The organism is Pantoea sp. C8B4, assembly GCF_051336905.1.
GTDB lineage: Bacteria > Pseudomonadota > Gammaproteobacteria > Enterobacterales > Enterobacteriaceae > Pantoea > Pantoea rwandensis_B.
Genome location: NZ_JBGMNK010000014.1, coordinates 80,146 through 104,129, shown reverse-complemented (window position 1 = coordinate 104,129; position 23,984 = coordinate 80,146). Strand labels below are relative to the sequence as shown.

At 51.5% G+C, this 23,984-nt stretch carries 19 protein-coding genes; 12 read left to right on the top strand and 7 right to left on the bottom strand.

The window, feature by feature from the left end; all coding sequences use genetic code 11:
* Positions 1-443: 443 nt before the first annotated feature.
* A complete protein-coding gene (locus ACCW76_RS16750; RefSeq protein WP_436339313.1) occupies positions 444-581 on the bottom strand; it encodes a hypothetical protein in 138 nt (45 codons plus the stop codon).
* A 732-nt stretch (positions 582-1,313) separates the two neighbouring features.
* Here ACCW76_RS16750 and ACCW76_RS16745 point away from each other — a divergent pair.
* The 11 genes from ACCW76_RS16745 (at position 1,314) to ACCW76_RS16695 (ending at position 16,345) form a co-directional block, all read left to right on the top strand.
* Entirely contained in the window at positions 1,314-2,849 is a 1,536-nt protein-coding gene (locus ACCW76_RS16745) for an FAD-dependent oxidoreductase (protein WP_436339312.1), read from the top strand.
* A gap of 396 nt (positions 2,850-3,245) precedes the next feature.
* Positions 3,246-4,502, top strand: a complete 1,257-nt coding sequence (gene otnK, locus ACCW76_RS16740) for a 3-oxo-tetronate kinase (RefSeq protein ID WP_436339310.1) — start codon at positions 3,246-3,248, stop codon at positions 4,500-4,502.
* Entirely contained in the window at positions 4,499-5,155 is a 657-nt protein-coding gene (otnC, locus tag ACCW76_RS16735; protein ID WP_436339309.1) for a 3-oxo-tetronate 4-phosphate decarboxylase, read from the top strand. The genes otnK and otnC overlap by 4 nt, the downstream gene beginning before the upstream one ends.
* Positions 5,156-5,165: 10 nt before the next feature.
* Positions 5,166-5,948: a DeoR/GlpR family DNA-binding transcription regulator gene (locus ACCW76_RS16730; RefSeq protein WP_436339308.1), complete on the top strand. Its 783-nt coding sequence runs from the start codon at positions 5,166-5,168 to the stop codon at positions 5,946-5,948.
* A gap of 106 nt (positions 5,949-6,054) precedes the next feature.
* Positions 6,055-7,410, top strand: coding sequence for a gluconate:H+ symporter (locus tag ACCW76_RS16725; RefSeq protein ID WP_436339307.1), 1,356 nt, complete (start codon positions 6,055-6,057; stop codon positions 7,408-7,410).
* Positions 7,411-7,438: 28 nt separating this feature from the next.
* A complete protein-coding gene (locus ACCW76_RS16720; protein WP_436339306.1) occupies positions 7,439-8,812 on the top strand; it encodes a hypothetical protein in 1,374 nt (457 codons plus the stop codon).
* A 413-nt stretch (positions 8,813-9,225) separates the two neighbouring features.
* Entirely contained in the window at positions 9,226-9,969 is a 744-nt protein-coding gene (locus tag ACCW76_RS16715) for a DeoR/GlpR family DNA-binding transcription regulator (RefSeq protein ID WP_436339305.1), read from the top strand.
* A gap of 16 nt (positions 9,970-9,985) precedes the next feature.
* Positions 9,986-11,062 (top strand): oxidoreductase, encoded by a 1,077-nt coding sequence (locus tag ACCW76_RS16710; RefSeq protein ID WP_436339304.1) that lies wholly within the window; start codon positions 9,986-9,988, stop codon positions 11,060-11,062.
* Positions 11,063-11,646: 584 nt separating this feature from the next.
* Complete coding sequence (gene fhuE, locus ACCW76_RS16705) at positions 11,647-13,857, top strand: ferric-rhodotorulic acid/ferric-coprogen receptor FhuE (protein WP_436339302.1); 2,211 nt, start codon at positions 11,647-11,649, stop codon at positions 13,855-13,857.
* A 186-nt stretch (positions 13,858-14,043) separates the two neighbouring features.
* Positions 14,044-14,631 (top strand): pyridoxamine 5'-phosphate oxidase family protein, encoded by a 588-nt coding sequence (locus ACCW76_RS16700; protein ID WP_436339300.1) that lies wholly within the window; start codon positions 14,044-14,046, stop codon positions 14,629-14,631.
* Between the two features lie 262 nt (positions 14,632-14,893).
* On the top strand, positions 14,894-16,345 hold the full coding sequence (locus ACCW76_RS16695) for a sugar porter family MFS transporter (protein ID WP_436339299.1): 1,452 nt from the start codon (positions 14,894-14,896) through the stop codon (positions 16,343-16,345).
* 17 nt (positions 16,346-16,362) lie between these two features.
* On the opposite strand, the gene ACCW76_RS16690 is transcribed toward ACCW76_RS16695, so the two are convergent.
* Positions 16,363-16,530, bottom strand: a complete 168-nt coding sequence (locus ACCW76_RS16690) for a DUF2256 domain-containing protein (protein WP_436339298.1) — start codon at positions 16,528-16,530, stop codon at positions 16,363-16,365.
* 206 nt (positions 16,531-16,736) lie between these two features.
* Between ACCW76_RS16690 and ACCW76_RS16685 the strand changes: the two genes are divergently transcribed.
* On the top strand, positions 16,737-17,648 hold the full coding sequence (locus tag ACCW76_RS16685; RefSeq protein WP_436339296.1) for a LysR family transcriptional regulator: 912 nt from the start codon (positions 16,737-16,739) through the stop codon (positions 17,646-17,648).
* An 84-nt stretch (positions 17,649-17,732) separates the two neighbouring features.
* Here ACCW76_RS16685 and ACCW76_RS16680 read toward each other — a convergent pair whose 3' ends face one another.
* From ACCW76_RS16680 to ACCW76_RS16660, 5 genes are all read right to left on the bottom strand, one after another.
* Entirely contained in the window at positions 17,733-18,923 is a 1,191-nt protein-coding gene (locus tag ACCW76_RS16680; protein WP_436339294.1) for an MFS transporter, read from the bottom strand.
* 262 nt (positions 18,924-19,185) lie between these two features.
* Entirely contained in the window at positions 19,186-21,375 is a 2,190-nt protein-coding gene (locus ACCW76_RS16675) for a TonB-dependent siderophore receptor (RefSeq protein ID WP_436339293.1), read from the bottom strand.
* A gap of 3 nt (positions 21,376-21,378) precedes the next feature.
* Positions 21,379-21,540 carry a hypothetical protein gene (locus ACCW76_RS16670; protein ID WP_436339292.1) on the bottom strand — a complete coding sequence of 54 codons (162 nt, stop codon included), beginning with the start codon at positions 21,538-21,540 and terminating at the stop codon, positions 21,379-21,381.
* Between the two features lie 458 nt (positions 21,541-21,998).
* Positions 21,999-23,189 (bottom strand): cytochrome c biogenesis protein/redoxin, encoded by a 1,191-nt coding sequence (locus tag ACCW76_RS16665; RefSeq protein ID WP_436339291.1) that lies wholly within the window; start codon positions 23,187-23,189, stop codon positions 21,999-22,001.
* Between the two features lie 9 nt (positions 23,190-23,198).
* The gene (locus tag ACCW76_RS16660) at positions 23,199-23,951 is read right to left on the bottom strand and encodes an alpha/beta fold hydrolase (RefSeq protein ID WP_436339290.1); all 753 of its coding nucleotides are present in this window, start codon (positions 23,949-23,951) and stop codon (positions 23,199-23,201) included.
* Between the last annotated feature and the right edge of the window lie 33 nt (positions 23,952-23,984).

Sequence of the window (23,984 nt, the reverse complement as noted above, 5' to 3'; positions counted from 1 at the left end):
GGCGAAACGGGAGGCATGAAGAAAAATCAACCGACATTACTAACTGAAGGTTGTATCTAATACTGGGGGCAGGTCAGGGACATTAATAAGTCTTGATTCAAACATGTATTAACTGCTGTACTTCAGCGGATGAGAACTCTGAACTTAAGTTGCTTTAAGCATCTACATTGAGACCCTGTAGATTCATTCAAGAGAGTAGAAGATTTATGTATATCAGGGATTGTTATTCGCTATCGAAGTGCCAACCCGTAACCATCACCTGACGCTTTATAGAGTTCATCTATCAGCCGGGTGAGAATCAAGGAGACGCGTAGCTAACACGTAAATAGAGCATGAAAATGACAGAAGATGTGGTGATTTTCAGCCTGAAAAATTGAGATTAATTATTATTTTTCAGTTGCTTAAGTAGTTTATTTTCTGGTGAAAAAATCACGAAGTCTAAGTCATTTCACGCGACATTGAGTCAGTAGTGCCATAATGTAATGTCCAGCGTCCAGCGTCCAGCGTCCAGCGTCCAGCGTCCAGCGTCCAGCGTCCAGCGTCCAGCGTCCAGCGTCCAGCGTCCAATACAATCCAAACAACTCAACCTATCCGGCCAATCCAATATTGCTGGCACCAAAAGCATTTCATTTATCAGATGCGATCATTCCATCTCCATAACCAACAAAAGTCATTAATCACACCTTAGAGATGATAAAGGCAAGGCGGAATCCAGGATGAGGCTTGTATGCTGTTTTTGGCAATGACGCCTTCGTGCACGTCAAAGTAGAATGATAACGAGATGCCGATATCGCTTAGATGGATTTCCGCTCTTGTAGAAACTTGCCCAGCCAGCAGTTTCAAAGAAATGAACAATTCAAAAATACGGCACGCTGAATGCATCGACATACCTTACCAGGATTCAAAACGTAGAGTCCAAAACGCAAAGTCCAAACAACCCAATAGCTATCATTGCCGTCTCTTCATCTTCACCAAAAAAACATGGTGATTTTCAGCCTGAAAATTTCTGAAATTTTCTTCTAATACACTACCTTATAGCGTTTTCAGGCCGGTGAGAAAATCTATCTGAAAACGTGACAATGTCATTTCACGCTTTAAGCATTAGCATCCATGATCGCAAGTCAGGAAGGGGAGGGTACTCATCTACTGCCTCTAAGAATGCTTTATTCTGAGTATTAGAAAGACGGTGAGCTAAAGCACGTCCGGCGCTATCAAGTGCAATTATACTTTGCATTAAGATGTGCGAATCTAACTAACCTCAGGCGTTTACCATGGCGTTGCATGTATTACTTGCGCCACAGTCGGATACTCCTATGAACAATATCGACGTTCTCATCGTTGGAGCTGGGCCCACCGGTTTGGTGCTGGCGCTCTGGCTCACCCGGCAAGGTGTGTCGGTTCGAATCATCGACAAGAGTCAGGGACCAGGTGAAACATCACGAGCGATGGCTGTTCAGGCTCGCACGCTTGAGCTTTATCGTCAGCTGGATATCGCTGAAGAGGTTATAGCAGCAGGCTATAAAATGCCGGCGATGAATATGTGGGCGAGGGGAGAACCGAAGGCGCGTATTCCCCTGCAGAATGCGGGTAAAACTATTTCACCTTATCCGTTTGTGCTTGTATTGCCCCAGGACATACATGAAAAACTTCTGGTCGCACGCTTAAAGACTGCAGGTGTCGACGTCGAACGGCAAACAGAATTCATGTCGTTCAGGGAAGAGGGCGATAACGTCGTTGCTACGATCAGGACATCAACAGGGCAAATCGAAATCTGCACTGCCACCTACCTTGCAGGCTGTGATGGATCGCATTCTTCGGTGCGCCATCAAATGGGTAGTGACTTCGAGGGCGGCACTTATAACCACCTCTTCTACGTTGCCGATGTGCTGGCCAGTGGAGTGACACCCGCGAATGAGGGACATATCGCTTTCGACAAGTCAGATTTTGTTTTAGTTATGCCTTATGGACCAGAACATCAATATCGTTTGATCGGCACTGTCGAGAGTGAAAAAGGAGATAGGCAGCAGCACGCTTTTGACGATGTCAGCCAACGGGCCATCAGTGGATTAGGGCTCAGCATCCAACAGGTTAACTGGTTTTCTACTTACCGTGTTCATCACCGGGTGACCAATCATTTCCGTGATGGCCGCGCATTTCTGCTGGGTGATGCAGCGCACGTCCATAGCCCGGCAGGAGGGCAGGGGATGAATACTGGCATTGCCGATGCGATAAACCTGGCGTGGAAATTGGCTGCGGTGATTAAAGCTCAGGCCCCTGAAACCTTACTGGACAGCTATGAAGCGGAGCGCAAAGCCTTCGCTCACAAACTGGTGAAAACCACAGATCGGGTATTCACCTTTGTCACTGCCGCTGGCGGGTTCGCCGATTTCGTGCGTACGCACATTGCACCAGCGATCGCCAGTCAAGCCTATCAATATGGACGCGTACGCGAATACCTTTTCCGGATAATCTCGCAAACGACGATGAGCTATTTGGACAGTCCCCTAAGTGAGGGAAAAGCGGGAGAGATCAGTGCGGGCGATCGCCTGCCGTATGTCGCCGTGGGTGAGACTGACAATTATGCATCACTGAGAAAGATAGTCTGGCAAATACACATTTACGGAACAGCCGCTGAAGACGTCAGGAACTGGTGTGATCGTCATAGTGTGGATTGGCAGGTTTTTCCCTGGCAGGATGCATTTGAGAAAAGAGGATTCAAAAAAGACACGGCTTACTTAATTCGGCCAGACGGCTATATCGGTCTGGTGGCCGCTGAAAGACACGCAGAGCGTCTCTCAACTTATATCAGTCGTCTAGGAATACAGCGAGCCCTGTTATTGAAACATTGAGAGTTATCACACATTAACAAGCAAACCAACTCCTGACAGAAAAAACGCCATGCCAGTGCATGACAAGGCGCAGGTATGACTGTGGCTGATTCTTCCCTGATCATGATTTAACATGCAAATCCGCTCGTGCCTTCGCCACCCTATCACTGGTGAGCGACGCGGTACGTTGACCAACACCAACACCAACACCAACACCCATCCCGGTATTCAAACAATTATCACAAAACCTCACAATGGAGTGTGAAAAAGTGTTTTAAGATAAAGTCATTAAATTTCAGATAAATAAATAATTTAGCCTACTAATTATTAGTGTGAAAACTGTGAGTTTGCTCATCTATTTGTGAAACAAATCCCTTCAAAATATCTCACATATTCACAACATGATTGGAACGGGTTATGGCGCCTAAACTGGGCATAATTGCTGACGATTTTACAGGGGCGACAGACATCGCGAGTTTTATTGCGCTCGCCGGATGGAAAGTCATCCAGTTGAATGGCATCCCTGATGATAAGGTCGATCTCGCCAACGTTGATGCGGTAGTGATTTCACTGAAAAGTCGTTCATGTGCGGTGGCTGAAGCGCAGGCATTAAGCCGTCAGGCCATGAAGTGGTTAAATCACCAGCATTGCAAGCGCCTGTATTTTAAATATTGTTCGACGTTTGATTCCACAGCGCTGGGAAATATTGGGCCTGTCACCGACCTGTTATTGACGGAAACCGGTTTAAATCTGGCCGTGCTTTGTCCTGCTTTGCCCATTAATGGCCGCACAGTGGTGCACGGGCATTTATTTGTTCATGGGCAACCATTGAATGAGTCTGGTATGCAGAATCATCCCTTAACTCCGATGACAGATGCAAATCTGCTGCGCGTCATGGAAAAACAAGCTTCAGGCGAGTGCGGACTGATCCCACTGAGCTGCATTCAGGCGGGAAAACAGGCCATTCAGTCGCATCTGCTCGCCTTGCAACAGGCTGGTAAGCGCTATGCCGTGCTGGATGCGCTGACCAATGCAGATCTGATGACTTTAGCCGCCTCACTGCCTGAAGATGTGCTGTTAACCGGTGGATCCGGTTTGGCAGGTGCGCTCGCAGCAAGCCAACCGCACAACCCAATGCGCGAAGATCAAGCGATACCAGCGCGGGAAGGGAATAGTGTGGTGTTGGCGGGGAGTTGCTCGTTAATGACCAATCAACAGGTCGCGCGCTATCGACAGACTGCACCGGCTAAGGCCATTGACGTCGAGCGAGCCGTTGAAGCGGGCGATGCATACCTACAAGAACTTACTGACTGGTATCAGTCCCAGCCAAAGGATTGGGCGCCCCTTATCTATGCCACCCGTCCAGCAGAAGAAGTTAAAGCTATGCAGGCTCGATTTGGTTTGGAAGTTGTCGGATCGGCAATCGAAAACCTGCTGGCTGCTTTGGCTGTACGCTTGAACCAGCTCGGGGTGAACAAAATCATCGCGGCGGGTGGAGAAACTTCAAGTCTGCTGGTGCAACAACTGGGTGTTAAGGGGTTTACCATTGGCGATACTATCACCCCGGGCGTCCCCTGGGTAAAAGATGTTCATCGCTCCCTCTGGTTAGCATTGAAATCAGGCAATTTTGGTGACGAAAACTTCTTTTTTAAAGCGCAGGAGATCTTTGCATGAGCGCGTCAGCTTTACGTGAACAGATGGTGGTTTTGGCGCAGTCCATGTTCATGCGTGGGTATAGCAGTGGAGGGGCTGGGAACCTTAGTGCGCGCTTACCAGAGGGGGGATTCCTTGTGACGCCCACTAACTCCAGTTTTGGTTCCCTTGATCCGGCGACTTTAAGTGAACTGGACGCAGCAGGTAACTGGGTCTCGGGTGAGAAACCGTCAAAAGAATCGTTGATGCATTTGGCTTTTTATCGTCAGCGTGCAGACATTGGTGGTGTGGTTCATTTGCATTCGCCGTCTTTAACTGCGCTTTCCTGCTTACCAGGCTTAGACCCTTTCGATTGCCTGCCGCCTATCACCCCTTATTTTGTGATGCGTGTGGGAAAACTGCCCTTAGTGCCATATCTGCGACCAGGACACCCAGGACTGGCGGATGAAGTGGCAAAACTGGCGCCAAACTACAATGCCATGCTGCTGGCGAACCACGGTCCGGTTATCGGCGGTGCTACGCTCAGAGATGCGGTATTCAATGCGGAAGAGTTGGAAGATACGGCTCGCTTATGGTTTACCCTGCGACCTCATGGCATGGTGATTTTAAATGAAGAGCAGGTAGCAGAACTGCAAACCGTCTACCGAACGAAAAAAATCCCCACGGATTGCTAAGGAATAATTGATGCTACCTGATGAACGCCGCGTTTATATTTATAGCTATCTGCATCAGCACGCTCATGCGGCCATCAGTGATTTGGTAAAACTTCTCGACGTCTCTCATATGACGATTCGTCGGGATTTAAAAGAAATGGAAAAAGAAGGTAAGGTTGCTTTAATTAGTGGTGGTGCAAAGCTTAATCAGGCCTTAATCCAGGAGTTGCCTTACACCGAGAAAACCATGTTGCGTCATGCTGTGAAGCGAAATATTGGTCAGGTAGCTGAGCGATTAATTGAGTCCGGTAGTGTTATTTATTTAGATGCCGGAACGACAACCTATGAAATCGCCAGGGTTATTGCCAGTAAGTTAAAAAAAATCACGGTGATCACCAATGACTTTACTATCGCAGATTTCCTGATGGCTTCACCGATGATTGAGTTGTTTCATACTGGCGGACAGGTTGATGTACGCAACCGCTCTGCGGTCGGACACAGCGCTGCGCAATTCATCCGTCAGCATAACATTGATATTGCCTTTATCAGCTCCAGCTCATGGGATGCAGTGCGAGGTATTTCAACGCCGGATGAAGGTAAGATGCTGGTTAAGCAAGCTGTACTGGCGGCTTCACGTCGTAAAGTGCTGGTTTCAGACAGCAGTAAATATGGCAAATATGGCATGTTCCATATCAGCCCATTGGATCAAGTGGACGACATAATATGTGATAACCAACTGCCCACTGAAATAATCCCAAAACTGCAGGAATTAAATTTGCGCCTGCACCAGGTGTCTTCTGCGGTAGCCGATTAGGAGAGTCAACATGTGAATCAATTGGTCTGAACCCTGCATGGCGTGATACTCACGTTAATAATAATAGAAATATGAGGTGTGTTTTTACGACATGCCCGGAGGTTTTATGCATTTTGAAATAAGTCAGTTTGTTGCGTTGTTTTGCGCAATAGCATTGCTCATTATTTTAATCAGCAAGTTTAAATTCCATCCTTTTCTTGCCCTCATTATCACTGCAGGATTTCTCGGTATTGCAGCGGGATTATCGCCAACGCAAACCATAAAAAGTTTTGAAAAAGGTTTTGGTGGTGTATTGGGCTCAACCGGGCTGGTAGTTGGCCTCGGTACCATGCTGGGAGGGTTGATGCTGGAGTCCGGTGCGGCCGATAAAATCGCCAACACCTTTATCCGGCTAGGGTCGGTACGCATGATCCCGCTGACCATCTGCATCGCAGCATTGATCATTGGCCTTCCTCATTTGTTTGATGTCAGTTTTGTCATGCTGGTACCGCTGGTGTATGCGATTGCACGTCGCACCCGTAGCCAGCTGATGCGTATTGGCATTCCTCTGGCGGCAGGTCTGTATATTGCTCATGGGCTGATGTTACCGCATCCTTCACCCACCCTGGCGATGACGACTTATGGTGCTGATGCGGGTCTGTGCATGCTGTTTGGCATCCTGCTCGCTCTGCCGATGATTATCCTGTGTGGGCCCTTGTTTACCCGCTGGGCGCTGAAGGTGTTCCCCGATCTCAGGCGTCAGGATTTCTCACAACAGGATATCGAGCCCGAGGCTATAGATCCTGCGCGCCATCATTCGCCAACATTTTTTCTGTCAATGCTAACGATCCTACTGCCACCGATTTTGATGATGCTAAAAACACTGGCAAAAGGACATCTGGCGGCAGACGGTAACGCATCAATGTTATTGAATACCATTGGCGATCCCATCGTGTCATTGCTGATTGCCGTGCTGTTTGCCATCTGGGCGCTGGGTATCAAAAGCGGCCTCACTATGGCGCAGTTGCAAAAAATCCTCGGTAAATGCCTTGGACCCTGTGCTGCCATCATCCTTATTCTGGGGGCAGGGGGTGGGCTTAAAGAGATGCTGCTTGCAACCAATGTCAGCAAGTTAATCGCCGATTCAGCGCTGCACTGGAACATCTCACCCTTGGTGCTTGCCTGGTCGGTCGCTGCGCTAATTCGCATTGCCATTGGCTCCGCAACCGTGGCGGTGGTCACCACTGCCGGAATCGTGGCACCGCTTGCCGCACACAGCGGCGTCAATCTGGAACTGCTGGTGCTGGCAACCAGTACCGGGGGATTGATGCTCTCCCACGTCAATGATTCTGGTTTTTGGCTGTTCAAAGAGTACTTCCAGCTCACGGTCGCCGAGACACTGAAAAGCTGGACGCTGCTGGTGTCATTTATCTCCCTGCTGGGACTGATTTTTGTTCTTCTGCTCGACATGTTTGTCGGCTGAATGATCGCTCTGATACTGAGGTAACATCATGAATTACGAACTGTTGTTTGATGCACTGAAATCGCGCCGTATCCGCATTGCCGTTACAGGGGCTTCGGGCGGGTTTGGTCGCTCACTGCTGGTGCAGTGCCGTGACATTCCGTCATTGGACATCGTGGCATTGTGCGATTTGAACACGCAGGGTGCACAGGACCTGCTGCAGGAGTTGAACTACGGTAAAGAAGCCACAGTGTGTGACGATGCTGCTTCCACACTGGACGCCCAGGCGCAGGGGAAGACAGCTATTGTTGCTGATTTTAATCTGCTGGATAACCTTGAGCTGGATATGGTGATTGAGGCCACAGGTAAGCCTGAGATCAGTGTGCGGATTGCAGTGAATGCATTACAACGCGGTGTGCATGTGGGAATGGTCAGCAAAGAGACTGACTCGGTGGCAGGGCCCTGGCTGAACAACATGGCGTTAAAACATAACGCCGTTTATACCACAGTGGATGGTGACCAGCCTGCCAACTTATTGGGACTCATCACCTGGGCTCGCGTCCTTGGCTTCGACGTTATCGCTGCGGGTAAATCCAGTGAATATGACTATGTCTGGTCACAAACCAGCGGGGAGCTGGATTACTGCGGTCGCAAGGTTGATGCGAAGGCGCTAGCCGGGCATTGGGCGCTCGGAGAGGACGTAAAACACACGCTGGCTGAACGTAAAGCTCTGCTCAGTATGCTTCCTTTGAGTGCCACACCTGATTATTGCGAAATGAATGTGGTCGCAAACTCAGCTGCGCTGGTACCCGCCTGTGATGCGTTGAACTATCCGCTCTGTCACATCAGTGAACTGGCAGATGTCTTCATCCCGCTGGAAGAGGGCGGCATTCTGACGCAAACCGGGGTGGTCGATGTTTTCAACTGTCTGCGCCGTGATGATGAAGTCAGCTTCGGCGGCGGGGTATTTATCATTGTACGCTGTAAGGATGATGCCACCTGGGAAATGCTCGCGGGTAAAGGGCATGTGGTGGGACGCAATCGTAAATACGCGTGTATTTATCTGCCGTACCATATTATGGGTCTGGAATCACCGCACTCCATCTTCTCTGCCGTACTCCATCAGCGTTCATCAGGATCGACCCAACAAGCAATACATGCCGTGATGGCGGGTTATGCGGATCGTGATTTGAAAAAGGGTGAGCTGCTGGAAATGGGCGGACATCACCATACTATTCCTGATGTCAGTGCACGCCTGTTAGCAAAAGCGGACGCTGAGCAGGTGGCCCCTTACTACTTGCTCTCCAATAAAGTCCTGACTCGCGATGTGGCGGCAGGTGAACTTATCAAGCTTGATGCACTTGAGATGGAGGATTCGCTGCTTTGGACTGCCTGGCAGGAAAGTTGGGATATGGAGCATTAAGGGCTTTGTAGCAGACGTAGAACGCAACCGATTATCTGCACTCTAAGCCGGATTACGCCACCCGTAACCCGGCTAATTATTTCATTAAGTTCAATACGGCAGCGCATAGGCGGTCACATCATTATTACGGTTATCGTAAGTGTCGTTGTGCAGTCGCGTTCACCTCAACATATTCACCGGAAGCCATCAGTCGCGGCGGTAAGAACAGCAGATTTAATGGCTTGTACTTAACCCGAACTCCAAATCCCGTCCGTGCCGTGTCTTAAATTCTCATCCCTTCGATTGTTATCCCTAAATCGCTCGCCAGTGCTGTTGATGTAGCGAGCGTTCCAGCGCTGTAGAAAAGATATTAACTGCAACTTTTTTGCGGTATTCTGCTGCCTATTGCAGTATTTTGCGGCTTTGAGGTTGGCATGCATAAAACAGCCAGACAAAAATTATTGATGGAACTGCTTCTTGAGCAAGGGCAGGTGGGAATTGGGCAGCTCGTAGAGCAGCTGCAGGTTTCTGCGGACACCGTGCGTCGCGATTTGGCCGATCTGGAAAAACAAGGACTGGCGCAAAAGAACCATGGGGGAGCTGTGGCACTGGATCTGTCTGCGATGAATCGCCACCAGCGCAGCGCACTGATTCCCGACGTCAAAATCGAACTTGGCAGGCGAGTGGTGGAAAAAATACCGGCAGGTGCCACGCTGTTTCTGGATGCGGGCAGCACAGTGCTGGCTGTCGCCACGCTGCTAAAAGGCCCAGCAACGGTCATCACCACATCCCTGGATATCGCCCATCACCTCAGCGACAAACCCGAAGTCGAACTCATTCTTTTGGGCGGCAAATGGGACAAGCAGCAACGGCTGTTTTCCGGCAGCGCCACGCTATCTCTGCTCGAGAAGTATCGTGCAGACATCGCCATTCTGGGTGCCTGTGCGCTGCATGCCCGCTTTGGACTGAGTGCCAGCCAGGAGGGTGATGCTGAAGTGAAGCGTGCCATGCTGGCAGCCAGCAGCGAACACTGGGTGGTGGCCGATCATATGAAGCTCAACCGCTGTGAGCCCTATTTGGTCGCACCGCTAACCGATATTCATCAACTCTTCCTTGACGCGCCCTGGAACGAGTTTGACGTTAGCGGTTCAACGCAGGTCAGCATCACACAATCTTAATGGCAAGGAGACAGAGATGAGTATTGAGAAAGAAATTAATGTTGCACTGATCGGCTACGGATTTGTCGGCAAAACATTTCATGCCCCTTTAATTCAATCCGTTCCCGGTTTGAAACTGCATGTTGTTTCATCCGGCAGTGAGGAGAAGGTTAAAAAGGATCTGCCTGATGTCATCGTTGTCGACTCCCCGGAAGCGGCCATCCAGCATACAGATATTGATTTGGTGGTCATCGCCTCGCCCAATGCGACTCATGCGCCTTTAGCTAAAATGGCGCTGAACGCCGGCAAGCATGTGGTGGTGGATAAACCTTTCACGCTGGACCTGCAAGAGGCCAGAGAACTGGCGGCACTGGCCAGCGAGAAGAAATTACTGCTTTCAGTATTTCAAAACCGCCGCTGGGATACCGACTACCTGGGGGTCAAGAAGGTCATCGATTCTGGCGCGATTGGTCAGGTTAAACATTTCGAGTCTCACATCGATCGCTTCCGTCCAGAGGTGCGCGATCGCTGGAGAGAGCACGATATTCCTGGTAGCGGTTTATGGTTCGACATTGGCCCTCATGTAATCGATCAGGCTCTGCAACTGTTTGGGCTGCCTGAAACCGTTGCTGGTGACATCGCCGTCCTGCGTCATGGCGGCAAAAGCAATGACTGGGCGCACGTCACACTGAGCTACCCGGAGCATAAAGTGATCCTGCATGCCAGCATGCTCGCCGCGGGTGGCGTGTCACGCTTTACCGTTCACGGGGATAAGGGCAGCGTGGTCAAACCTAAAGCCGACCAGCAGGAAGCACAGCTCCTTGCCGGAATCGTGCCGGGCTCTGCGACCTGGGGCGAAGATCAGGATGATTTGATGGTTTTCGACAGCAATCTGCAAGTCACGTCAGTTAAAACGCCCAAAGGCGACCAGCGTCAGTACTACATTCAGGTGCGTGATGCGCTGGCAGGCAAGCAGGCTAATCCTGTTTCTCCAGCCCAGGCCATTGCCGTTATGGCGGTGCTGGAAGCGGCTGTGCGCTCATCGGAGACCGGCTCGGTGCAGACACTCGCGCTGAGTGAAGCTGAAGCTGGGGCGTTTTACCAGCGTGGATAGCCAGTCGGTAGCATAATGGCTTTTGGACAGGCGTAAATTCGCTGGCACCAGTGTGTCAGCGAATAACAGTGTCTTTATTCAGGTTGTCATTCATGTTATTGCCGATATTGCCTCTGTATCGATCAGAAGTATTGATTAAATGCGCAAACGGCAATCGATTCGATATTAATCATTTCATTCATTGATCTTCAATCACTCTCCTTTAAAGACTTTCAACACTATTTTAATATTTTAGACTGAGAGGGAATTAAATAATTTCCCATGCCAAGACTGATTTATTTCTACGATTGCTGTTGGGGATAATCACTAAAGGTTATAACTTTCCGTGGATTCTGTTTATTTTCCGTCATTACCGTAAATAACTTGCTCAGTGAATCATAATAATTATAATTCTCATTCGCCTTCTTGGGCGGGTGGGGAATCTGTTGCTGTGCGTCTCTTTCACGCGAAAGCGCTCCCTGCTGTAGTCGGATCTGAAAATAGGTTTTACAGGGAATTCTGTCTCAAATCCTGACGGAGTTGGGCGTTTGCGCATCTGAACACCCACCAGTCATCTCATTAATAACAAATTTCAAAGGATGATAATGTCTCGTTCTTCACGCCAGGCCAGGTTAATAAAGGCGAATAATAACGCCAGTGGCATCCAAACGTTGCCTGTACTCTCACTGCTGGCATTGGTTATCGCCACCGCACTCCACAGCCCGAACGTTTCCGCTGCTGAAACCAACACTCAGGAGCAAACGCTGGAAGTCACCGCGGCTGCCGGAAGCAGTAACAACAGCCAGGAAACGGACTACAACGTCCCTGTTACGCGTGCAGCGACTAAATTAGCGCTGACCGCGCGCGACACGCCGCAATCGATTTCTGTCATCAGCAAACAGCGTATGCAAGATCAGAAGCTGGAGACGTTAACTGACGTCTTAACCAACACCACGGGCGTCAGTCAGTTCAACTCCGGTGCCAACCGCAGCAACTTCTACTCTCGCGGGTTCATGATCGATAACTACCAAATCGATGGTGTGTCAGCACTGATTGATAGCGCCTGGAACCTGGGTGATACCCTGTCAGATACCGCGGTGTATGACCGCGTTGAAGTGGTGCGTGGTGCAACGGGTCTGATGACCGGCGCGGGTAGCCCGGCGGCATCCGTTAATATGGTGCACAAGCAGGCAGACAGCAAAACGTTTCAGGGTAATCTCTCAGCCAGCTATGGCAGCTGGGACACCCAACGCTATGTTGCCGATCTTTCGGGTCCGTTGACCGAATCAGGAAACGTGCGGGGTCGCGTGGTGGCGGGCTATCAGGATGGCGACAGCTGGCTGGATCACTACCATACACAGAAGAAATTCCTGTATGGCACCGTCGCGGCCGATCTCACCGATTCCACAACACTGACACTGGGTTACGATTACCAGGAAACCAACATACAAGGTGCGACCTGGGGTGGCTTGCCGACGTTCTACCTCGACGGCAGCAAAACCAATTACTCCCGCAGCACCAACATCGCGCCAGATTGGGCCTATAACAACAGCGATTCCAAAAAGGTGTTCGCCAGCCTGAAGCAGACATTTAATAACGGCTGGGAGCTCAACCTGAGCGGCTCGCACACTGAAGCGACCATGGATAGTAAGCTGCTGTATATCGATGGTTACTTTGATAAATCGACCGGTATCGGTATTGGCCCTTATGAAGGCTATGATTTGTTAGGCGGCACCGGCTACAACACCGCAAAACGCAAAGAAGATACCGCAGACGCCTATGTCACGGGGCCGTATGAGCTCTTTGGTCGCCAGCATGAGTTAATGGCGGGTGTCACTTATATCCGTCAGCACGATCGCTATGTCGGTGCTTCCACCAGCTTTACATCGGCAGACGTGGGTGATTTTAATGACTGGGGTAATTATCCAGAACCGGATTGGGACGACCAGGCACTGTCTCAGGATAATGTGATCCGTCAGAAATCCGCTTATTTAGCCACGCGCATTTCACTGGCCGATCCACTGCATCTGATCCTTGGCGCCCGTTACACGCAATACAACGCCAAAACGCTGACGCAGAATATGGAGAAGAACAACATCACGCCGTATGCGGGCCTGGTGTATGACATCAACGACACCTATTCCGCGTACGCCAGCTACACCTCGATTTTCAAACCGCAGACTTATCGTAACGCGCAGGGTGCTTATCTCACACCTGTCACCGGTAAAAGCTATGAAACCGGGATCAAGGGTGACTGGATGAACAGCCGTGTCACCGCGTCGCTGGCGGTGTTCCGTATCGAGCAGGATCACCTGGGCGCGACGGATTATGCGCTGGTTTCAGGCAGCACCGATTACGCCTATTACGAGCAGAACGGTACGGTGAGCAAAGGCGTTGAATTTGAGATCAACGGCGCAGTGACCGACAACCTGCAAATGACCTTTGGTGCAACACGTTACGTGGCGAAAGATGGCGATAATGCCGCGCTGAACCCAACGCAGCCTCGTACCTCACTGAAGTTGTTCACCAGCTATCGTTTGCCGATGCTGCAGGATCTGACCGTGGGCGGCGGCGTGAACTGGCAGACGCACACCTGGGATAACGTGGCAGGTCCTGGCGGGACTTCAACGCTGTATGCAGAACAAGGCAGCTATGCGCTGGTGGATCTGTTCGGTCGCTATCAGGTCACCAAACAGCTCTCTGTGCAGGCTAACCTGAACAACCTGTTCGACAAAACCTACAACATTGATGTCGGCAGAAACACCGTGTACGGCGAACCGCGTAACGTATCCATCTCGGCGAACTACCGATTCTGATCCGGCTGAATTCTCATCGGAGAAAGGCCCTGGCATAATCTGCTGTCTGAACCCTTCGTACCTTGTGTGCGGAGGGTTCAGCGTCTTCAGTGTTTCCCCCCTTTTAAAGCTATTCCCGCAATACCTCAATGAAAGCGCCCGAGTCCCTATACTTAACGTCTTTCTTTACATGAGAGGGGGTGACTTTTGACAGCAGAACCTGAAAATATTGATGCCATGGCCTGGCAGGAACTCAACGCTGCAGCAAACGATCCCCATGCTGGGTTTCGCTATCTGAATGTCTGCACCATCGATAGTGAACTGAAACCGCAGGCCCGCATGATGGTGTTAAGGCGCACTGACAGTTCCCAACGACTTCTGGAATTTCACACAGATATCCGCAGTGCAAAATGGCAGGAGTTAGCCATTAACCCCGCCGCAACGGTATTGGGTTTTTGCTCACAAACGCGCTTGCAGTTACGTTTGCAGGGGCATTTTAAACAATATGAACCAGCAAGCACTCTCGCCGAGCAAACATGGCAAGGGCTGTCAGTCTGGACGCGCAAGAGTTATACCGGCGGGCCCCCCGGAGATGCATTGCTGTCTCAGCGCGAACTTGTTCGCCATGCTCAAGATGAGGAGGGCAGAGAAGACGGTCAGCGCCATTTTGGTGTGCTGGTTTTTCAGGCGGAGTCACTGGATTGGTTTCAGTTACAGCGAAATGACAACCGCAGGGCAAGTTTGAATTATTCCCCATCGGGAAGTCTGACATCCTTCCAATGGATTAACCCCTGAGGGTTGATGCGACTGTTCTAAGCCAGTGCCCTAATCACCTTCGCAGGTCCTCTGTCGCGCATACATCGCTTTTCGTGTGATGTGCATGCCGTCAATGGTCACGCTTCTATGAGGAATTGAAATCAGACGGTGAAACTGTCGCCAAAAAGACACCGGCTTAATGAATTACCGTGATTTAGATCTCATTTTTCAAATCTTGACTATACTCATACCTTTCTTTACACGGCCTGTGGCCGTGTTTTTGCAACCCATGGAAGCTTAAATGCAAAACCCTTCCCAGCCACCGTCTGATGACGGCGGGTCTCTGAATTTCACTGTTAAGCAACGTCTGTTTTTTGTGGTGTTAGTGGCTACCATGGGCGCTCTGGCGTTCGGCTACGACACCGGCATCATTTCGGGTGCGCTGCCCTATATGACTCTGCCGATCTCGCAGGGTGGGCTGAATCTCACGCCTTTTACCGAAGGGCTGGTCACTTCCGCGCTCACGTTCGGTTCAGCCATCGGAGCCTTCGTTAGCGGCTATGTCTCTGACCGCTTTGGCCGCAGAATTACGCTGCGCAGCCTTGCGGTGGTGTTTGTCGCGGGTGCATTGGGCACGACCATCGCCCCTAATCTTGAAATCATGGTGGTGATGCGCTTTATCCTCGGATTTGCGGTGGGGGGAGGATCCTCAACGGTTCCGGTGTTTATCGCTGAAATTGCGGGTCCAAAACGTCGTGCGCCTCTGGTAAGCCGTAACGAGCTGATGATTGTTTCAGGGCAGTTGCTGGCTTATATCGTCAGTGCGGCTATGAGCCTGCTGCTGCATGACCCGAGTATGTGGCGTTATATGCTTTCGCTGGCGATGATTCCCGGCATTTTGCTGTTTATTGGCACCTTCTTTGTCCCGGCCTCACCGCATTGGATGGTGGCCGAAGGGCGCGTCAATGAGGCGCTGCGTATCCTGCGTAAATTGCGAGAGAACCCGCGCGAAATTAAAAAAGAGATGGCGGAGATGCGGCAGAACGCGCGCGAAGCCCGCCAGGGGCCGCCCGCTCGCGAACTGCTGAAAGAAAAATGGATAGTGCGACTGCTGCTCTTGGGCTGCGGCATGGGGATCGTTGCACAATTCACCGGTGTGAACGCCTTTATGTATTACACGCCTATCATTCTCAAAAGCACCGGTCTGGGAACCAGTGCGTCGATCGCCGCCACGATTGGCAACGGCGTGGTGTCGGTGCTGGCAACTTTTGCCGGTATCAAAGCCATCAGCCATTTCGGTCGCCGTCCTATGCTGATGACGGGGCTATCGGTGGTGATCGCCATGCAACTGGCGCTGGGCGCTGTGCTGGTGCTGTTGCCGCACAGCTTGACGCAGAGCCTGCTGGCGTTAGCTTGCATCCTGGTGTTTCTGTTCTTTATGCAGATGTGTATTTCGCCCGTGTATTGGCTGCTGATGTCTGAATTGTTCCCGATGAAACTTCGCGGAGTATTAACGGGTTCAGCCGTGGCTTTTCAGTGGATATGTAACGCCCTCGTCGCCCTGGCTTTCCCGCCATTGCTGTCGCTGGTGGGGAATAATGCCTTCTTCATTTTTGCCGCCATCAACGTGGCATCGTTGGTGTTTGTCGCAGTGATGTTGCCGGAAACTCGCGGTAAATCGCTGGAGGAGATCGAAGCCCATATGCGTGAACATTTTGGCGAGAGTCCTAATGAAACTGCGCCAACAGCCTAGCGCCTGAAATCCAGCTATTACTCGCTGCTGTCCGTGTGGCTTTTCTCCGTACGGCGGCAGCGCTCCGAGCAGTACTGCACTTCTTCCCAGCATTTCTCCCACTTTTTTCGCCAGGTCATGGGCTTGTGACACTGTTTGCAATAGCGGACGGGCAGGGACTGTTTGTTTCCTTTGAAATCTTTCATATCGTGTTGCCTGCGACGAAGTGAGCCGGCACTCATCGGCTAAATCAGGTTTTACTTAAAATAGATTTTAGAACATGCTCGATTTTCGCGGTTAACTGGCATTCAAACCCACCATTGAATACATTAATTCCACAATCATCATCTGTTGCCTTGCTGACTGAATATTCCCCAAACGGAAGTCAGCACATTATTCAGGAACTTATCCCATGCGCAAAACAGACCATCTTGGGGGAATTACGGCGTTTGTGGCGACGGCACAGCACGGCAGTTTCACCGCTGCCGCAGAACGACTGGGCCTGACCAAATCGGCTGTCGCCAAAAGTGTTGGCCGATTAGAGACACGACTTGGCGTAGAACTTTTCCTGCGTTCGACCCGACGCCTCAGCCTGACGCCGGATGGTGAACGGTTCCTGGCAAGCAGTCAGAGCGCTATCGAGATCCTGGAACAAGCTGAAGCCGAGCTGACATCGCATATTGCCGAGCCATCAGGACGGTTAAGAGTAGACCTGCCAGCAGCGTTCGGCAGGCAGCGTATTTTGCCTCATCTGCTGCGCACGCTCCGTCAGTATCCGGAACTCTCAATGACAGTGACATTCAGTGAACGCTTTGTCGATCCGATAGAAGAGGGGATAGACCTGGTCGTCCGCATTGGTGAGCTGGCTGACAGTAGTGGACTAATAGGCCGGCGCCTGACAACACAGAAACTGGTTATCTGTGCGTCTCCCGACTACCTGCAAAGATCTGGTGTGCCTGGAGAACCGGGTGATATCAGTCGGCATGAATGTATTGTCGGCCTGCGACGCAATGAGCCGAAAATCTGGCTGCTGAAAAACAGCCTTGGCCAGGTAACGCGTTATACGCCGCCGGCGACCCATGAATTTGCCGATGGCGATGCGATGCTGGCGGCCGTGCTCGCCGGGTGCGGATTGTCTCAGCTGCCGCTCTGGCTGGTGGGGAAATATCTTGCCAGTGGGGAACTGGTCGAGGTGTTGAGTGGGTATGCGGGAGGCGAAATGCCGGTGAGTGCCTTGTGGCCGAAAAGCCGTCAGCTACTGCCTAAAATCCGCTTTATAGTGGACACGCTGGTTAAAGCTGCCGATGAGGGCTTAATGGACTGATTCAACTGATGTAATGAAAGCAAATAATCTCGCCTTCTCTTTGCTGAAGGCGAAATTATCCCTACCTAACGGCAGCTTATAATCCTAACTCTGTCTGGCTGGGCATATGGCCCCGGAACGGTGTCCTGCATTGTCTGCTCGATGTTTTATGAGGATGCTGATAAACGCCAGCACGGCAAAAATAATGCTGCTCAATACCACCGAATGCGTGCCGAACTCGGCAATAAACCAGCCGCCAGCCAGAGATCCAATGGTGATGCCGAGATTTGAAAACGACATGTAAAGACTATTGGCAAACTCGGGTGCCTGGCTGGCTTCTCGCATTAGCCATGTCTGACTGATCACGAGTCCAGAGGAGTGGAATGCTCCCCAGAAAACCGTCAACAGGCACATGGCCAATAGGGAGCTGCCGGTGATCCAGATCAGCACCAATATCAGTGCAAATAACAGCGGATACAGGTGGGTGGTTTTCACCACATCTTTCTGCAGGAAGCTACTAAAGACAAAGTTGCCAATAAACCCGCAGATGCCAAACACCAGTAGCAACCCACTGATAGTGTTGTTATTCAGGTGCGTGATGCCAGCAAGGTAATCGGCCACGTAGCTAAAACTGGAAAACATCGCCGCAAAAATCATCGTCACCGTGATGATGGTCAGCCAGAGCTTGCCGTTGCGGAGCACGCTGAGTTGGCTGGCAAAGGAGACCTTTGCTTTTGCTGGCAGGGAGGGAACGAATAACAGGATGCCGAGAAAAGCAATAAAGCAAGCCACCGCTGCAAACCAGAAGGCAGCAGCCAGCGAAATATGTTCAGCCAGCAGTGTATTCAGCGGTACGCCGAGCACAAGTCCGATCGCCACCCCTGCAAAGATTTTAGCTGCCGCACTGGCACTTTTTTCTTTCGGAACGGACTGAGTCGCGACCACTAGCGCAACGGAGAAAAACACCGCATGAGTCAATGCCGGAAGCACGCGGAAAATCAGCATGGTGTTAAAAACGTCTGTTGTGGCATAGATAAGGTTAGAGACGACAAACACTAACAAGATGGCGAGAAGCACCGTTTTCTTATTCAGTCCCGATAGCAGCAAGGTGATGAAGGGCCCAGTGACAGCCACAATCACAGCGTAGATGCTGACCAGGTAACCCACCTGCGTTGCGGTGACATGCAGCTGTGAGATGAGTTTGGGGAGTAAGCCGATAATGCCAATTTCCGTGGTGATGACGCCAAAGACAGCAACGGACAGCGTCAGTAAAAGCAGTGAACCTTTGTTTTGCATCGTATTACCTATGTTCAGGTTATTCAGTTAGCAGGTGAAACCGCCGCACGAAAATACCCAATCTGAATATTTTTATTAGGCGTTTGGATACGTGAATTCTTACGGAATTTCAAAGAAGCGGAAATATCACTATGCGCGCTTCTTTGGAGACATAACTTCGTCAATCAAGAGGGGGATTAACTGATTTACAGAGCCTGACGGGCCAGTGAGTATGAAGCGAGGGGAAGAGGCGGCACCTGCCCGAGCAGATGCCCATTAGAGGTTAGAACACCACCGAGTAATTCAACCCAAATGTCCGGCCACGACCTTTATAGGTATAAAGCCCGGCATCACCATAGGTTGGGCTGTACAACCCTGGCGCGCGTTGTCCCCACGCGGTGGTGTAATCCTTGTCCAGCAAGTTCTCGACGCTAAAGCTGAGTTTGCCAACTGGCAACGCATAACTTCCCAGGAAATCCACGGTGTTGTAGCCATTAATTTTCTTGCCGTCGGCATCAGATACATCGAAGGTTTGCGTGCTTTGTACCCGCAGATTCCAGTCTCCTGGTGCCCAGTTCAGCCAGGCACTGACTTTCGACGGGCTGGCGCTGTCGATGGTCAGCTTCTCCCATTTTCCATCGACGCGCGTTTCTGATTTGATGATGTTGAAATTCGAGCCGGTACTCCACTCGCTGTCGTTGAAGAAATAGTCGACCTGGCCCTCAACGCCATAGATCCGCCGCTTATCGTCATCCAGATTAATGGTCATGTCGGTTTTATTAATGCTGATGGTTTTATCCGAAAGCGAAAAATAAGCCGCAAGCTGGGTGCGCAGATTATCACCGGTGTAACGCCAGCCCAGTTCGTAGGCATCAACTTTAATCCCCTCCAGTTTGGAGTCGTTCACGTTGACGCTGTTGAGCAGGTTGTAATGTCCGTTAGCCAACTGGTAGGTGCCTGAGCCGTAATATTTCGCCAGATCCGGGATTTCAAAACCTTGTGAGAAGTTAAACCACACTTGCTGGCGCTCGGTAATACGGCCGAGGATGCCAGCGTTGAACAGCAAATTATTGTAACTGGTTGAGCCGCCAGGTACGGCGTCAGCTGAGGTTGCCCGACCGGTTGCGATCGCCTGCTGCTGCGCGTAGCCAACGAAATCATCCACTTTGTTTTTTGTGTACTGATAGCGCACACCACCGCTCAGCGTGATGGCATCAATGTCATAACTGGACTGCAGGAAAGGGGCAAGATTGGTGATGCTGTAACCCGGATAGCGCCCGACATTATAGGCATTTTCCAGCGTCATCCCGCCGCTTTGCGCCGCTGTGTTCAGGTCAAAGAACTGCTGGTTGGCATCGAACGTTTCGTGCTCAGCATCAACGCCATAAGTCAGCGTTAAGGCATCGACGGGTTTGCTGTTGAGGGTCAACTTACCGCCGTAGAAATCCGTTTTCTGCTGTGAAGCGCCAATACTGGTTACCCGGCCGCCGCTGAGGGTGGGGAAGGGGTAGAAAGTCAGGTTTTCATCACGATAGTAAATCTGTGCCACCAGATCCTGACCGAGAAAATCAGTGTTGGAATACTGCAGGTTAATCAGATGGCGCTCAGTGCCAGGCAAGCGATCGGCATTGAGATTGTCAGCGTTGTAGGCGTTGGCTGAACCGGTCACGGCCGAGAAGTTATCGCCCAGATACAGCCCATGCTTTCCATCTGATTCACTCTTAAAATATTGCGTTGTCAGCTGCAACTGCTGGCTTTCATCAATGTTCAGCGTTCCGGTGCCCATCACATCCAGACGATCGGAATACTGCAGCCCGGTCTGGGTATTATCAATGATCACCTCATCGCCTTTGCCATCATACCAGCCGCCAAAGCGCTGATAAGCCACGGACAGGCGTCCGGAAGCTTTGTCATTACCTCCGCTTACGCCCGCCGCGATGTTTTCATCATGATCGTTATGACTGTTGAAGCCGCTTTTAGCGCCGGTTTGCAACTCTACCTCGGTGCCTGCCTGCCCTTTTTTGGTGACGATGTTAATCAGACCACCGGTGCTGCCGCCGCCGTAGAGCGAGGTTGCGCCGGAAATGACTTCAATGCGCTCAATGTTGAAGGGATCGATGGAATCAAGCTGGCGGCTGTCGCTGCGTGATGAGTTCAGGCGCACGCCATCAACCATTACCATCATTGAACGACCACGCATGTTCATACCGTAGTTGGTTCGCCCCTGGCTGCTAACGTCCATGCCAGGAATCAGTTGTGCCAGCACTTCCTTCAACTCTTTGCCGCCCTGAACCTGCTGCTCAATTTCAGTCTGTTCAATGATCCACGTGGTTTGCGCCATCTCTGCGACGCTGCGGTGGGTGCGGCTGGCGGAGACCACCATCTGATCGTCCTTTGGCTCCTCAGCCCAGGCACTGGAAGAGAGCATCGCGAGCAGGCACGGTTTTAAAACCCAGAGAGTAGGCTGTTTCATTGTTTATTTTCTTCCGATGAAGTGTTCAACATGGAATGGGATGAGCAGGGTGTTGATTCTGAGTTTCCGGCTGCCATCAGCCTGAAAAGCATCATCGGGATGCGCACGATAGCGTAAACACAGCCCAACAGTTTCAACATCCGCTGTTTGGAAGAGGTGATCCATAAGCCAATCCCATCATTCAATTGATAATGATTATCGTTATGATAGGCATTTCTTTTGTGCAAGCAACTGGTTTTGTCATATTTACACACAACTAGTCACATCTTGCGCCTATGACACTAACAATTATCTTACGTATTGGTGTGAGGGGAGAGGATTTGGGGGGCGTGAAACACGCTTGCCTCATCAGAACATCAGCTTACTGATGGGTAGGGCGGCTGGCTGACCGGCACTCCTTCGTCACTGAGCTTTGCTGAGCAGGATCATGAACCGGATGAGTGGGAGCAGGCCGGGCTTATACGTATTAAGTTGGTGCTTGTGGGTCGCGCGCAGCGTGCTGTGCGTCTGGGCATTGAGCGGATTAAGATCCTTGCTGCACACGGCTCTGCGGCATCAATTCCTGTCGCCACGGTGACATCGCGGTAATGCAAAGCAAGCTTGCCATCCATGGCGGCCTCTGTTTACGTCCTAACCTCTTTGAGCAACTGCTGAATCACCTGTTCCTGCTCCGCATAATTGCCTTCACCAAATGCGCTGTATCGCAACTGACCCTGCGCATCGAAAATATAATGTGCAGGCCAGTACTGATTACCAAAGCGATTCCAGATGCTGTAATTATTGTCCGCGACCACGGTGTAAGGCAGTTGCCACTGTTTGATGGCACGGTTCACCGCTTTCTCATCCCTTTCCCACGGATATTCCGGAGTGTGAACGCCTACCACCACTAAACCTTCAGATTGATATTTATTGGCCCAATCACGCACATGCGGCAAGGTGTGCTGACAGTTAATACAGTCGTAGGTCCAGAAATCCACCAACACCACTTTGCCTTTTAACGTTTCTGGCGTCACCGGTGAACCGTTCAGCCATGCCGTGCCGCCATCCAGTGAGGGCAGATCGCTGCGCGTTTTTGGCATCACGACAGGTTCGAGGCGAGGTGTTGTTGTGGGCTGTGGCGCCCATTCACTCAGACGTTGTTCAAGATGCTGCGCAAACGCAGGGCCACGCTGCAACTGACCTTGTGTCCCGCTGGCAATCAACGCGACCGCAGCCAGCATGAAGCCTCCCGCCACCTGGCGCAAACGCGTGGTGAATGCCAAACCCGGCCGTAATCGTGTGACTAATCCGCGTCCAGCCACATACAGCAACGCCAACATCAGTGCTGCACCGCTGCCATAGGCTCCCAGCAAAAGGCCAACCGAGACAGGATCTTTCCCCACCACGGCCAGGCTGAGAATCGCGCCCAGCACCGGCCCCGCGCAGGGTGACCACAACATCCCGGTCGCCAACCCCGCCAAAAAGGCTGCCGCTAAACCACGACGGCGATTGCTGGCATTATTGATGCGATTGCCCAACGCCACAAAGGGTTGGGTAACATGCTGAGCAATACGCTTTGACAGTAATGTCAGCGCCGTTACCGCCAAGAAAGCCAACGCGATCCCACGTCCAGCCGCCGTAACACTGGCAACCCAATGGCTGGCTACTGTCACCAGCAGTGCGACGGCGGTGAACATCATCACCATGCCGCTCAACAGTGCCAGCAACTGCCCTTTTTGACCGCGCACGCTGGCAAACACAAACGGAATTACAGGCAAGGTACAAGGGCTGAGTAACGTCAACATGCCTGCAAAGAAAGCAATAATGAAAGACATAGGGCCTCCTTAATGGGCGTTAACCGCAGCGGTGATCACACGTACCACGCTATCCGGCTGGCTTAACATCGACACATGACTCGCCGCGACTTCACTCACTTGCGCATGAATTTTTTTCGCCATCGCCCGCTCTAGATCGGGGTTGATCATGCGATCCTGGCGGCTGACCAAATACCAAGTCGGCTTTTCCACCCAGGCTGCTTGCGTCACTTTGTCGCCAAAGGCGGCGGCACGGATGGGACCTTGCGTTACGGCGAGCAGCCGTTGCTGTGCGGGCTTAACATCTGGTGCGAAGTCTTGTGCCACCGCCGCCGGCGATAATGTCAGGAATCCATCCGGGGTCTTGGTGATCCCCGCGCTGCCAGCCGGTGCCGGATAACTATCCGCCAGCTCAGCCGTAGATTGCCCCTTATCCGGCGCAAAGGCGGCGATATACACCAGCGCTTTGACCTTTTTGTCATGACCGGCTTCGGTGATCACCGTTCCTCCCCAGGAGTGACCGACCAGCACCACGTCGCCATGCGCCTGAGCAATGGCACGTTGCGTGGCGGCGACATCATCTTGCAGGGAGGTAAGTGGCAGCTGTACCGCAATCACTTCATCATGTTTGGCCTGCAGCTGCGAGATAACACGATTCCAGCTACTGCCATCAGCAAATGCGCCGTGGACCAGCACAACCGAGTGCAGACTTTCAGCCTGCGCGAAAGGGGCAACTGAGAGTGCCAGCAGCGTGGCGGAAAAGAGGTGAGACAACGTTTTCATAGGAACCTCGTGACAGTGGTTAAAAGGCTGCGT